The organism is Leucobacter chromiireducens (assembly GCF_051993095.1).
GTDB classification, from domain to species: Bacteria; Actinomycetota; Actinomycetes; order Actinomycetales; family Microbacteriaceae; genus Leucobacter; species Leucobacter chromiireducens.
This window is the reverse complement of the sequence record NZ_CP197024.1, coordinates 1,461,259-1,474,256: the sequence shown is the minus strand read 5'-3', so window position 1 is coordinate 1,474,256 and position 12,998 is coordinate 1,461,259. Positions and strand designations below refer to the sequence as shown.

11 protein-coding genes and 1 tRNA gene are annotated in these 12,998 nt (G+C 66.6%); 9 read left to right on the top strand and 3 right to left on the bottom strand.

The genetic code is table 11. From position 1 onward, the window contains the following. Positions 1-44 precede the first annotated feature (44 nt). The 5 genes from pepN to ACR81A_RS06555 all read left to right on the top strand — a co-directional run bounded on the left by pepN (position 45) and on the right by ACR81A_RS06555 (position 4,757). The gene (gene pepN / locus ACR81A_RS06575) at positions 45-2,642 is read left to right on the top strand and encodes an aminopeptidase N (RefSeq protein ID WP_440313063.1); all 2,598 of its coding nucleotides are present in this window, start codon (positions 45-47) and stop codon (positions 2,640-2,642) included. Next, entirely contained in the window at positions 2,642-3,535 is an 894-nt protein-coding gene (locus ACR81A_RS06570; protein WP_202383020.1) for a mechanosensitive ion channel family protein, read from the top strand. Before pepN ends, ACR81A_RS06570 begins: the two co-directional genes overlap by 1 nt. Further along, positions 3,532-3,978 carry a globin gene (locus ACR81A_RS06565; RefSeq protein WP_202383019.1) on the top strand — a complete coding sequence of 149 codons (447 nt, stop codon included), beginning with the start codon at positions 3,532-3,534 and terminating at the stop codon, positions 3,976-3,978. Before ACR81A_RS06570 ends, ACR81A_RS06565 begins: the two co-directional genes overlap by 4 nt. A gap of 62 nt (positions 3,979-4,040) precedes the next feature. Continuing rightward, positions 4,041-4,610, top strand: coding sequence for an HhH-GPD-type base excision DNA repair protein (locus ACR81A_RS06560; protein WP_202383018.1), 570 nt, complete (start codon positions 4,041-4,043; stop codon positions 4,608-4,610). 71 nt (positions 4,611-4,681) lie between these two features. Continuing rightward, positions 4,682-4,757: transfer RNA gene (locus ACR81A_RS06555), tRNA-Arg, on the top strand. 4 nt (positions 4,758-4,761) lie between these two features. Here the strand turns inward: ACR81A_RS06555 and ACR81A_RS06550 are convergent. Further along, positions 4,762-5,655 (bottom strand): DUF1295 domain-containing protein, encoded by an 894-nt coding sequence (locus tag ACR81A_RS06550; RefSeq protein WP_202383017.1) that lies wholly within the window; start codon positions 5,653-5,655, stop codon positions 4,762-4,764. Between the two features lie 8 nt (positions 5,656-5,663). Further along, positions 5,664-7,538, bottom strand: coding sequence for an AMP-dependent synthetase/ligase (locus tag ACR81A_RS06545; RefSeq protein ID WP_440313062.1), 1,875 nt, complete (start codon positions 7,536-7,538; stop codon positions 5,664-5,666). Positions 7,539-7,793: 255 nt separating this feature from the next. On the opposite strand from ACR81A_RS06545, the gene ACR81A_RS06540 reads away from it, so the two are divergent. Together ACR81A_RS06540 and ACR81A_RS06535 are read left to right on the top strand one after the other, a co-directional pair. Further along, on the top strand, positions 7,794-8,156 hold the full coding sequence (locus ACR81A_RS06540; protein ID WP_337248999.1) for a hypothetical protein: 363 nt from the start codon (positions 7,794-7,796) through the stop codon (positions 8,154-8,156). A 22-nt stretch (positions 8,157-8,178) separates the two neighbouring features. Continuing rightward, the gene (locus ACR81A_RS06535) at positions 8,179-9,300 is read left to right on the top strand and encodes an FAD-dependent oxidoreductase (RefSeq protein WP_440313061.1); all 1,122 of its coding nucleotides are present in this window, start codon (positions 8,179-8,181) and stop codon (positions 9,298-9,300) included. Between the two features lie 146 nt (positions 9,301-9,446). On the opposite strand, the gene ACR81A_RS06530 is transcribed toward ACR81A_RS06535, so the two are convergent. After that, positions 9,447-10,244 (bottom strand): SIP domain-containing protein, encoded by a 798-nt coding sequence (locus ACR81A_RS06530; protein ID WP_202383014.1) that lies wholly within the window; start codon positions 10,242-10,244, stop codon positions 9,447-9,449. A gap of 330 nt (positions 10,245-10,574) precedes the next feature. On the opposite strand from ACR81A_RS06530, the gene ACR81A_RS06525 reads away from it, so the two are divergent. Together ACR81A_RS06525 and ACR81A_RS06520 are read left to right on the top strand one after the other, a co-directional pair. Further along, positions 10,575-11,210, top strand: coding sequence for a TetR/AcrR family transcriptional regulator (locus ACR81A_RS06525; RefSeq protein ID WP_440313060.1), 636 nt, complete (start codon positions 10,575-10,577; stop codon positions 11,208-11,210). 81 nt (positions 11,211-11,291) lie between these two features. Continuing rightward, complete coding sequence (locus ACR81A_RS06520; protein ID WP_440313059.1) at positions 11,292-12,956, top strand: MDR family MFS transporter; 1,665 nt, start codon at positions 11,292-11,294, stop codon at positions 12,954-12,956. Positions 12,957-12,998 lie beyond the last annotated feature (42 nt).

Here is a 12,998-nt window from a genome sequence, read left to right as displayed (position 1 = left end):
TAAGGTGGGAGTCGTCACAACCGTTTACTCGTCAGGAGCAGTACGTGCCAGGAACGAACCTCACCCGCGTCGAGGCCCAGGAGCGGGCCGCAGTCGTCGCAACGCAGCGCTACGAGGTGGCGCTCGATCTCACCACCGGTCCGGAGACGTTTACCGCGGCCACGACGATCCACTTCACCGGCACCGCGGGCGCCGACACTTTTGTTGACCTCATCGCAGACTCGGTTGAGCGGGTCGCGCTCAATGGGGTCGAGCTGGATCCCGCAGCCGTGTTCGCGGACTCCCGCGTTCAGCTGCCCGGACTCGCCGCGGAAAACACCGTGGTAATCGAGTCGACGCAGCGCTACACCAACACGGGCGAGGGCCTGCACCGCTTTGTGGACCCCGCCGACGGCGAGGTGTACTTGTACTCACAGTTCGAGGTGCCCGACTCGCGCCGGATGTTCGCGGTGTTCGAGCAGCCCGATCTCAAGGCCACCTTCGCGTTCACCATCACGGCGCCCGCGCGCTGGAAGGTCGTCTCGAACCAGCCCACTCCCGCCGCCGTTTCGGCTGGCACCAAGGCTGCTGCGCAGGGTGCCGACTGGGCGGAGCAGGAGATCGCGACGTGGACGTTTGAGCCCACTCCCGTGATGTCCAGCTACATCACCGCGCTCATTGCCGGCCCCTACGCCGAGGTGCGCTCGGAGCTCACGAGCCGCGATGGCCGCACGATTCCGCTCGGCGTCTTCTGCCGCGAGTCGCTCTCGGAGTACCTCGACGCCGACTACATCTTCGAGAAGACCCGCGAGGGCTTCGCCTTCTTCGAGGAGCAGTTCGACTTCCCCTACCCGTTCGACAAGTACGATCAGCTCTTCGTTCCCGAGTACAACATGGGCGCAATGGAGAACATCGGCGCGGTGACCTTCACCGAGGCCTACGTGTTCCGCAGCCAGGTCACCGATGCGATGCGGGAGCGCCGGGTCGTCACGATCCTGCATGAGCTCGCGCACATGTGGTTCGGCGACCTCGTCACCATGCGCTGGTGGAACGACCTGTGGCTCAACGAATCGTTCGCGGAGTACATGTCCACGCTCGGTGTCGCCGAGGCCACCGAGTGGACCGAGTGCTGGACGACGTTTGTTGCTTCGGAGAAGTCGTGGGCGTACCGCCAGGATCAGCTCCCGTCGACACACCCGATTGTCGCCGAGATCCGCGACCTCGAGGACGTGCTCGTCAACTTTGACGGCATCACGTATGCGAAGGGCGCCTCGGTGCTGAAGCAGCTCGTCGCATGGGTGGGCCGCGAACCCTTCATGCAGGGCGTGCACGAGTACTTCGTGAAGCACCAGTACTCCAACACCGAGCTCCCCGACCTCATGCGCGAGCTGGAGGCGAAGTCCGGCCGCGACCTCTCCGACTGGACGAAGAAGTGGCTCGAGACCGCGGGCGTCAATACGCTGCGCCCCGTCTTCGAGCTCGACGAGACCGGCAGCTACACGAGCTTCGCGATCGAGCAGACCGCGATCGCCGAGTACCCGACGATCCGACCCCATCGCATCGCGGTGGGCCTGTACGGCACCGACGATGACGGCAGCGTCCGCCGCCTGCAGCGCCTCGAGCTCGATATCGATGGCCCGCGCACCGAGGTCCCGGCGCTTGTGGGCGTCGCGCAGCCCGAACTGCTGCTGCTCAACGACGACGATCTCACGTACGCGAAGATCCGCCTGGACGAGCGCTCCCTTGAGACGACCGCCGCGAAGCTCGGCAGTGTCGAGGATTCGCTCGCTCGCGCGCTCCTCTGGGGCACGCTCTGGGACGCGACGCGCGACGCCGAGTTCCCCGCCTCACGCTTCGTGGACATCGTGCTCGCACACATCGGCAACGAGTCCGCGTCGACCACGCTGCGCACGCTCCTCGGCCAGCTGCTGCTCTCCGCTTCGAGCTACGTCTCTCCTGAGCGCCGCGCAGCCACCCTGGAGAAGGTTGCCGACGCGCTCTGGCGACTCGCGGTCGATGCCGAGCCCGGAAGCGACCGCCAGTTCCAGTTCGTCAAGTCGTTCGGCCAGCTGGCTGAGAGCACCGAACAGCTCGACACGGTGCAGGGGCTCTTCGACGGGTCGCTCCCCCTCGACGGTCTCGACATCGACACGGATCTCGGCTGGGAGCTGCTCATCGCGCTTGCCGCCGGCGGCCGCAGCTCGCTCGAACAGATCGAGGCCCGTCTCACTGAGGATCGTACGGCGAGTGGCAACCAGTCCGCTGCGCACGCACGCGCAGCGCTCCCCACGGCAGCCGACAAGGAGGCCGCGTGGGTGTCGGTGTTCGATGACGCGAACAAGCCGAACGCCATCGTGCGCGCCACGGGGCTCGGTTTCACGCGTGCGCACGACGTGACGCTCCTCGAGCCGTATGTCGAGCGCTTCTTCGCGACACTGACGCCCGTGTGGGAGTCGCGCAGCTACGCGATCGCCGAGGAACTCATCGAGGGCTTCTACCCGGCCCCGCTGGCGCACGCGGCCCTCGCCGAGGCGACCCGCCAGTGGCTGGACGCGAATCCCGCGGCACCCGCAGCGCTTCGCCGCATGATCTCCGAGCACCTCGCCGGGGTCGAGCGGGCGCTGCGCGCGCAGCAGGCTGACCAGGCAGCACAGGGCGCGTAATGAGTGAGTTCGGCGCGGCGCTCGCGAGCTTCTACGAGACTTATCACACGGCGATCAACATCTCCGTGATTGTGGTCGTGGCGGGGCTCGCCAACTGGGCGCTGCGCCGACTCCTCATGCGCACGGTCACACAGGTAGTGCGCGGCGTCAAGCGCGCACAGGATGTGGAGACCACTTCCGAGATCATGGCGGCGCCCTACGTGAACGCGCGCGCCGTGCAGCGCACGCGCACGCTCGGCACCGTCGGGCGGCACGTGATCTCCTGGACGGTGGTGATCACCGCACTAATTTTGATCCTCGCGCAGCTGGGAGTGGACCTCGGCGCGGTGCTCACCTCAGCCGGCATTGTCGCTGCGGGTCTCGCCTTTGGCGCGCAGAACATCGTGAAGGACATCCTCAACGGCATCTTCATGGTGTTCGAGGACCAGTTGGGCGTGGGCGACGTGGTGCAAATCGACACGATTAGCGGCACCGTCGAGGACGTGGGCATCCGCGTCACGCAGGTTCGCGCGCTCGACGGCACCCTCTGGCACATTCGCAACGGCGAGATCCTCACCCTCGGCAACTCTTCGCAGGGGTGGGGGCGCGCGCTCATCGACGTGACGGTGGACGCGGATCAGGATCTCACCCATGTGTCCGACGTGATGGTGCAGGCGGCGCGCGCGCTCCTCACCTCCGAGCGCTACGCCCGCAAGGTCACGGGCGAGCCCGAGGTTCTCGGTCTCGAGAGCGTGTTCGGCGACCGTGCCACCCTGCGCCTCGCCGTTCGCACGCGCCCCGAGGCACAATGGGAGGTGCAGCGCGGCATCCGCGCGGAGATTCGCCGCGCGTTCAAGGACGAGGGCATCGTGCTCTCCGATGAGCGCCCCAATCTGCCGGGAGGCACCGCATGACCGACACCACTCCGAACACCCCGACGCCGCGTCTCACGCTGCGGACCGGATCCGACGGCGCCGCGGTCACCGAGACGCTCTGGTCGCAGGTCGGCGGCACCGAGACCTTCGAGGTGATCGCACGCGCGTTCTACCGCGGCGTGCGCGAGGACGAGGTGCTCGCGCCGATGTACCCGCAGGACGATTGGGAGGGCGCCACCTGGCGGCTGCGTGCGTTCCTCGAGCAGTACTGGGGCGGGCCGACGAGCTATTCGGAGGAGCGCGGGCATCCCCGTCTGCGGATGCGACACCAGCCGTTCGCGGTGACGCCCGATGCGAAGGAGCGCTGGCTGCGCCACATGCACGCCGCGCTCGACGAAGCTGCGCTTTCCCCCATGCACGATGCGGCCTTCCGCGACTACATCGAGCGTGCGGCGCTCGCTATGGTGAACCGCTTCGAGTAACACGGCGCAGCACACAGGATTCGAGGGGTGCGCTCCGGGCGATCCCGACCTATACTCGCGCCATGACACTCCGCCTGACTGATGATCCCGCTGCGGACGCGCTCTTGTCCGCGAACCCGCTCGCGCTGCTCATCGGCATGCTGCTCGACCAGCAGGTTGCCATGGAGGTCGCGTTCTCTGGCCCGCTGAAGATCGAGCAGCGGCTCGGGGCGGTCGACGCCGCGGCGATCGCGGGAGCCGATCCCGATCTGGTGTCTGCCGCGTTCTCGCAAACACCTGCTGTGCATCGCTTCCCCGGGTCAATGGCCGGCCGCACCCAGGCGCTCTGCCAGGTGCTCGTCGACGAGTGGGGCGGAGATGCGGCGGCGATCTGGACACGCGACTCCCCCGACGGGCCGACCGTGCTGAAGCGCTTGCAGACTCTCCCTGGGTTCGGGCCGCAGAAGGCGAAGATCTTTCTCGCGCTGCTCGGAAAGCAACGCGGCTTCGCCGGCGAAGGATGGCGCGAGGCATCCGCCCCGTATGGCGAGGAGGGCTCGTACCGGAGCGTTGCCGACATCACCTCGCCGGAGACCCTGCAGCTCGTGCGCGAGACGAAGCGGGCCGCCAAGGCAGCCGCGAAGGGCCAGTAGCCCGCCGGTCCGGGCGGAGTCGAGGCGACGCGTCGGAGCATCTCCCGCGCGCGGTGTACGCTCGTATGGTCGCCTCCGTAGCTCAGTGGATAGAGCAACGGCCTTCTAATCCGTCGGTCGCAGGTTCGAATCCTGCCGGGGGCACCAAGCTTTAGGGACGATTCCCGCGGCGCGGAAGCCGTGGGATCAAGACCGGTGTCTCACTCGTGTACGCCTCGTAGTCGGGCTGCCCGCCCCAGCGCTTCTCAGCTTTCGCTTCGAGCAGCGGGATCCCGCTCACGCGGGTGAGCAGCACGGCCACCAGAATCGGCGAGAGCAGTGCGATCCATTGCCAGCCGCTCAGCACTGGCGCAGCGACCAGGAACACGCCGATCCAGAGCAGGATCTCCCCGAAGTAGTTGGGGTGTCGGGACGTCGACCAGAGGCCTGAGCGAATGAATTTCCCCGCGTTTCGCGGGTCGGCCTTGAACGCAGACTTCTGAAGATCGGCAATCACTTCGAACGCGAAGCCCGCAAGCCACACCACAACGCCGACGATGGCGAGCCAGTTCATGGGCGCGCGCTCCGCAGCGTCACCGCTCAGCGCAATCCAGGCTGCGGAGGCAGTGACGCTCACCCAGAGCCCCTGAATCACCCACACGCGAAGGAATACCAGCGGCTGCTGCTTGATCTCGGCGAAGCGGTCATCCTCACCCGCTCGGCGGACTCTGAGGAAGAGGAACGAGCCAAGTCGCGCCGCCCAGATGATCACCATCGCTGCGAGGACCAGGCCCCGAAGGTCTGGTGCCGGGGCGAGGAGCACCAACGCGATCGAGACTCCGATGTAGGTGAGCGCTCCCGTGAGGTCGAAGAAGCGTTCACTCTGGAGCAGCGCAGCGGGGATGAAGGCGAGCAGCTGCACCACGTACGCGGCAAGGACCGCGAGCGCGAAGAGCGGAACTCCGCCCAGAGCAGCGCCGCCCGCTGATCCGGCGATCGCAACGACGCCGCCCAGGAGGAGGGCAATCAGGATGCCAATCAGTGCGGAACGGTTTTTCGGTGACACGATTTTCCTCAGTTTCCTGTGTGGTGCAGCGGTTGGGCGTAGCTTTCTTCGACGAGCAGTGCGCCGCGATCGAGCGCCACCCGCCGCTTGATCTTGAGTGTTGGGGTGATGAGCGCTGGGTCGTTCAGATCTGCGGAGATGACCGTGTAGCGCCGCACCTGCTCTGCGCGGGAGACGAGCGAGTTCGCGTGCGCAATGGTGTCCGCAAGCTCGGCACGAATCCGCTCATCCGTGACCTCGTCGAAGCCCCCTGGGCCCGCCACGCCAATCGTCACGCCCTCGCGCGCCGCCCACGCGATGAGTTCATCTGGGTCGAGGACGAGGAGCGCAGACAGGTACGAGCGTCCCTCTCCCACCATGACGGCGTGCGAGACGAGCGGGTGCGCCGCTGCCACGTTCTCCCAGCGCATCGGCACGACGGTCTTTCCCGTCGATGTCACGATCACGTCTTTCAGCCGCCCACTCAGCGTGAGCCGGCCGTGCTCATCTAGTGAACCGAGGTCCCCGGTGCGGAAGAACCCATCGACGAACGCATGCTCGTTGTGCGCCGGATCGCGATAGCCCTCGAACACGCCAATGCCACGGGCGAGCACCTCGCCTGCGTCGCTGATGCGCACCGTCAGCCCGGGGAGCGGGGCCCCCACCGTACCGGAGCGGATACTGCGCGGCAGATTGCCCGTGAGCGGTGCGGTGGTCTCCGTCAGCCCGTAGCCCTCGATCACGGGCACGCCAATCCCCCGGAAGAGCAGGGAGAGTTCCGCGTCGAGCGCCGCGCCGCCGGAGAGCATGTAGTCGAGGCGGCCGCCCAGCACGGCGCGGAGCTTGCGGTAGAACACGCGGTCGAACACCGCGTGTCGGGCACGGAGCGCGAGCGTCGAGCGTACCGCCTCGCCGTCATCCCGCGCCTCTGCGATTCGCGCCCAGGAGACTGCGGTGTGCTCTGCCGAACGCCACACGCGCCCCAGCCCCCGGTCCTCCGCCTTCTGCGCGGCGGCGGCTCGAACCTTTTCGAGCACGCGGGGCACCACCACCAAAAAACTTGGCCGCAAGACTCGCAGCGACGGGACCACCTGGGCAGGGTCGGCGAGATGCGCAATTCGCATTCCGCTCGCGAGGCAGATGAGCTGCAAGCCTCGAGCGAGCACGTGCGCGAGCGGCAGGAAGATGATGGTGTTCCCCGTGTCACGAACGACATCCTGGTACGCGGCCGCGATCCCCAGTACCTGTCCGAGGAAGTTTCTGTGGCTCAGCACCGCGCCCTTCGGCTCACCCGTGGTGCCCGATGTGTAGACAATCGTTGCGGGCGACTCCGGCCCGGCCAGCCGTCGCCGCGTGTCAAGGACTTCGTCACTCACCTCCGATGCGCGCGCAGCGAGCGCTCCGAGGCTCCGCGCGTCCGCATTCATGGGCGGATCCCCCATCACCCACACGCCAATCGTGTCGTGCGACGCCTGCTGCAGCGCGGCGTCGAGAACGCACAGCTGGGTCGCGTCCCCTGCAACCGCGAGCCGCACCCGGGCATCCCCCACAATCGCGGCGACCTGCTCGGCGGATGCCGTGTCATAGATCGGCACAACGACGGCCCCCGCAAACCACGATGCAAGGTCGGCGACCGCCCACTCGTAGCGCGTCGCGGACATGATCCCGATCGCGTCGCCCGGGGAGACGCCGGCAGCGATGAACCCCTTCGCGAGCGCGGTGACCTCGGCGAGAAATTCCTCAGTTGAGACCTGGCGCCACTGCCCACCGGGATCGCTCGGGTCTGTCGGAACCTCGAAGGCGGCGTGTTGCGGGGCCCGCTGCGCCCGCCGAAGCAGCAGATCCGTCACATTGCGGTGGCCCGAGAGATCCACCTGCATGGGCGTCGACCATTCCTGCACCATCTGCTGCTCCCATCACCCACGACCCGGCGTTTCGGGCCCTTCGCAGCGCAACCGAAGAGCTGCGCGTATGCAATCATCTTAGCCAGGCGAATATCTTGCCGACAATAACTAATTAGTTTGCGGGCGACTTCCGGGCACATCGCGAGGCCTGGCGCACGCACCACCCGCTTCATACTCCGTCACACAGCCCCCAGGCGACCGCTCAACTCGTACGCTCGAGTCAGCCCGCACCACCCCGCCGAGAGGAACCCCGTCGTGAGCTTTCACCCCCAGATGCAGTCAGCCACCTTTGCCCGCCTCGAGGCGTCAAACTACGGGCTCATCTCCAAGCGTTCGACCGCGCTCGAGGGCGTCGAAGCCACCCAGGTCACGTTTCACGCAGGAGCGCGCTGGTCAACGGATCTGAAAGAGGCTGCGGGCACAGAGCTGTGCGAGCTGCCGCACGTTGCGGTGGTCACCGCGGGCACCCTGGGAGTCGAGATGCGGGATGGCACCTACCAGGAGTTCTCCGCGGGCGACGCGATGCTACTCCCGCCGGGTCACGACGCCTGGGCCGTCGGCGACACGGACTGCACGTTCGTTGAATTCTCGCAGGGCAACAACTACTACGCCGAGTAGTGCGCAGAGAACATCGCTCGAAGTGAACGAGGAACTCGACCACATCATCGTTGGCGGTGGCGTCATCGGCCTCGCCACCGCCTGGCAGCTATCACTGCGCGGGGAGCGGGTGCATCTGCTCGAGCAGTTCGGCCCACACCACACCCGAGGCGCGTCGCACGGCTCCACTCGCAACATCAACAACGCGTACCGCGAGGAGCACTATCTCGGCCTGTTCGATGAGGCACTGGCGCTCTGGCGCGAACTCGAGACCGGCGCGAGCACCCCGCTCCTCGGACTCCAAGGACTCGTGACTCATGGCGAAGAGCAGACCGTCCGGGAGACACACGCCGCTCTTGCCGCACGCGGCGCGGACGTTGCGCTCATCTCCCCCGCCGAGGCGACGGCACGCTGGGCTGGCATGCGCTTCGCGGGCCCGGTGCTCCTCAGCCGCACCGCTGGCGTTGGCTACGCCGCACGCGCACTCGACGCATTCGAGGCCGCTGCGACGCGGCACGACGCACGGATCGAGCGCGGTGCGACCGTTGCCGAGATTCTTCCTGGGGACGCCAGCTCTCGCGTTGAGTACACGGACGCGGCCGGGGTTCGCCGCACGCTCAGCGCACCGAGCGTCATCGTCGCAGCGGGAGCGTGGGCCCGGCCGCTGCTTGCCGGGCTCGTCGAGTTGCCGCGACTGCGGGTCACGGAGGAGCACCCGGCCCACTTCGCCCCGCGGGATGCCGCGCTGCTCTGGCCGTCGTTCAACCACATGTTCGATGACGAGCAGCTCGAGGCGCGAGGCGGCAACGTCTACGGGATGCCAAGCCCTGGCGAGGGCGTGAAAGTGGGGCTTCACCTCGTTGGGCACGAGGTCGACCCGGACGCGCGCACCTTCGGCGCAACTGCGGAGGCGCGGGCAGCACTCCGCGAACACGTGGCCGAGTGGTTCCCCGGCCTCGACCCCGCGAGCGCTGACGAGATCAGTTGCACGTACACCTCAACCGATTCGGGACGCTTCGTGCTGGATCGCGTGGGATCGCTGACCATTGCCGCGGGCTTCTCGGGCCACGGCTACAAGTTCGCGCCAGCAGTCGGCCGTATCCTTGCCGACGCTGCCACCGGCCTCACCCTCCCCCCAGAGCCGTTCCGCCTTGGAGCACATTAGCTGGCCCGATTCTCCGCCGTCTCGTCCGGCACGATGCTGTTGAGTGAGCCAGCTCCACTGCAGCCGCAACAACACCCGCGGCCGCCAAACCCACGGGTCAGGCGGGGGTGACTTCAGACACTCGAGCAGTTCACTCCACTTGCGCGTCAGTCGACGTCTGCGGACATATTGCCCGTGCGGTCCTGCGTCCAATAGCCGATCGCGTGGTGCCGATCACGCGCGAGACCGAGCCGCGTGCGCAGCTCGCGACGGATCGCGCGGCTGGTCGCGGCTTCGCACGCCACCCACGCGTACCAGGGTTCGCCCGGCTCATCGAGCTGCGCAACCTCTTCGAGCAGCGCACTAGGCGCCAGTCCGTTGCCTGTCCCGACTCGCCACACCAACTCGACATCAGCTCGCGTATCGAACTGCTGGATATCGGCTTCGCTCGGCACCTCGACGATGGCGCGCGCACGCACCTCAGCGGGGAGCTGCTCGAGAATGCGGCCGAGCCCTGGCACGCCCGTCGCATCGGCAACGAGCAACTGGAACTGCGCGTCCTCGGGTGCCGCGTAGTACGAGGAGGGCTCGTCCCGGGTTCCGGCTCCGAAGATCCCAATGATGTGCCCCGTTTCGGCACGCTCAGCCCAGCTGGAGGCAAGTCCGCCCTCGTGCACCACGAAGTCGATGTCGAGGAGACGCCCACCCTCGTGCACACCGCGCACGGTGTAGTGGCGCCAGGGTGGTTCTTCACCAGTCCAGCCGCGCCCATACTCGGGCAGGTTGAACACGTCAATGCGTGCCTCGGTCTCACCGGGTGCCGGGAGCGCGATATCGATTCGCTCATCGCCGCGCCCGTGCGTGGGCCAGCGCCACTTACCCACCGCTTCGAAGCGAATACGCAACATGTTCGGAGTCAGGAAGCGCTTCTCGACGACGCGCGCGGGCGCACATGGGATCGCCACGGCTAGGCCCCCTGCGCCCGCACCGCACCTGCGAACACGGAGAATCGGCACGCGTCACAGCGTGCACGGGAGAATGGTCGGATCGTCGACGGCACAGTTGTCCTCTTGCGTAAATCTGGCCAGCGCACGGTTGCCCTGACCTTCATCAGACTACGGTCGCCTGATGTCGCGTAACGGTCGGGTCGTGTTGCGTTTCGACCATATCCGCGGCACAGGTGTGGCGGGCACAGCGCACCAACCGCAGCGCGGACGCCGCTCAGCCAGCCCAGTTGCGCACATCTCCAACAGCCAATTTTGCACTCCCAGGAGAATCGTGCATAATTGCACTTTATGAACGAGAGTGCAGTTGAGTCCGGGCGGGCAGCCAAGATGCGACGCACGCGCATCGCGATCACCGAGCACGCCCGCAAGCTCACCGCGGCACACGGCCTCGCCGGATTCACCATCGAGGACGTGTGCGAGCCCGCGGGGATCTCGCGTCGCACCTTCTTCAACTACTTCCCCTCGAAAGAGGCCGCGGTCGTCGGCTCCCCCGCCGACCCATTTGAGAGCGAGGCGGTCCGCCGATTCTCGGCTGCCGGCGCTCGCGATGGCCAGATCAGCCCCGCACTCCTCGACGAGCTCGTTGAGGTTGCCGTGGAAATGATGGACGAGGTCTTCGACATCGCGGGCACCATCACGCACGTCAACCAGATCATCGCACGCGAGCCCGAGTTCATGGAAAAGTTCATGCATGACTCGGAGGAAATGAATCAGCGATTCACCGCGGTGATCGAAGAGCGTGAGGGCCTCGCACCCGGAGACCAGCGCGCGGCGATCGCACTCCAGGTACTCGGCGGGTTGCTGCATCACGCCGCTCACGCGTTCTTCGGCCGCGGCGAGACCGGCAGCATTGGCCCCGAGCTGCGGCGAGCGCTGACGCTCAGTCGAGAGCTCTTCACCGGCACCCCGCCCGTGTCACGCTAATTTCCTCCCCGTTCCATCCGTTCCCCACCTGCCCGGCTCCCACAGCGGGGCCAGGTTTCCCGATCCCGAAAGCCTCATCGCATGACAGCAACTGCCTCAGCGCAGGCCGGCCAGGCCCCGCTTCTCCTCACACAACGCAGAATCTGGATCATCTTCTCCGCTCTCATCGCGGGAATGATGCTCTCAAGCCTTGACCAAACCATCGTGTCGACCGCGATGCCCACGATCGTCGGACAGCTCGGCGGCGTGGAGCACCAGGCGTGGATCACCACCGCGTACCTCCTCGCCACCACCATCGTCATGCCGATCTACGGCAAGTTTGGCGATGTCCTGGGGCGGCGCACACTGTTCCTCGTCGCGATCGCCCTGTTCACACTCGCGTCAGTTGGCGCAGCCTTCGCGCCAGACTTCCTCTGGTTTGTGATCTTCCGCGCCATGCAGGGCCTCGGCGGCGGTGGCCTCATGATCCTGTCGCAGGCGATTATCGCCGATATTGTTCCCGCCTCCGAGCGTGGAAAGTACATGGGACCCCTCGGCGCGATCTTCGGGCTCTCCGCGGTTGCCGGTCCCCTGCTCGGCGGCTTCTTCGTCGACCACCTCACCTGGCAGTGGGCGTTCTACATCAACGTCCCAGTGGGCATCGCCGCATTCGCGATCGCTTGGTTCGCGCTCACGCTGCCGAGCAAGAAGGCTGAAAAGAAGATCGACATCCTCGGCGTCCTGACGCTTTCGATCGCGACGACCTGCCTCATCTTCTTCACCGACTTCGGCGGCAAGGCCGAGTACGGCTGGGATGCGCCGGCGACGTGGCTGTGGGGCGCGGGCCTGCTCCTCGCCGCGCTCTCGTTCGTGCTTGTCGAGGCGCGAGCAGAAGACCCGATCATCCCACTCGGGCTCTTCAAGAACCCGATCTTCATCAATGCGACGGCCATCGGCTTCACCCTGGGCCTTGGCATGTTCTCGGCGATCGCTTTCGTGCCGACCTTCCTGCAGATGTCGTCCGGTGCCTCCGCTGCCGCTTCGGGCCTCCTTATGCTCCCCATGATGGCGGGCATGATGGGCACGTCCATCTGGTCGGGCATCATGATCACGAAGCGCCAGAAGTACCGCATGTACCCCATCGTGGGCACGCTCATCACGGCGGGCGCAATGACCGCCATGACCACACTCGCGGCGAGCACCCCTATTTGGCTCATCTGCGTATATCTGTTCGTGTTCGGCGCTGGCCTCGGCCTGATCATGCAGGTCGTGGTGCTCGTGGTGCAGAACGCCGTGGACCCGTCAATGGTGGGAACAGCGACAAGTACCAACAACTACTTCCGCGAGGTGGGTGCATCCCTGGGTGTCGCGATCTTCGGCGCGATGTTCACCACCCGACTGAGCGAAAAGCTCGGAGAGGTGTTCGCCGGGGCCGGCGTGCCGAACGCCGGTGAGGCGGTCGCGACGATCGACCCGCAGAAGCTTTCCGAGATGCCCGACGCGATTCGGGACGGCGTCGTGAACGCGTACGCCGATTCGCTCGCCCCGGTGTTCTGGTACCTCATTCCGTTCATCCTCATCGCGTTCGTTCTCGCACTGTTCCTCAAGCAGATTCCACTCTCGGATCAGTCCGGCATGGTCGCACGCGGCGAGGCCGTTGCGGGCGAAGAAGCCGAGGCACTCGAGGCTGCCCAGCGCGGACGCACCGAATCGGGCTCCGCGGAGCCCGAAGCGGCACGCCCCGAACGTACGTCGCCCGACGCGTAGCCGCGATCGGACCCCGGTGGCCCGGCGGAGCATCGCGCTTCC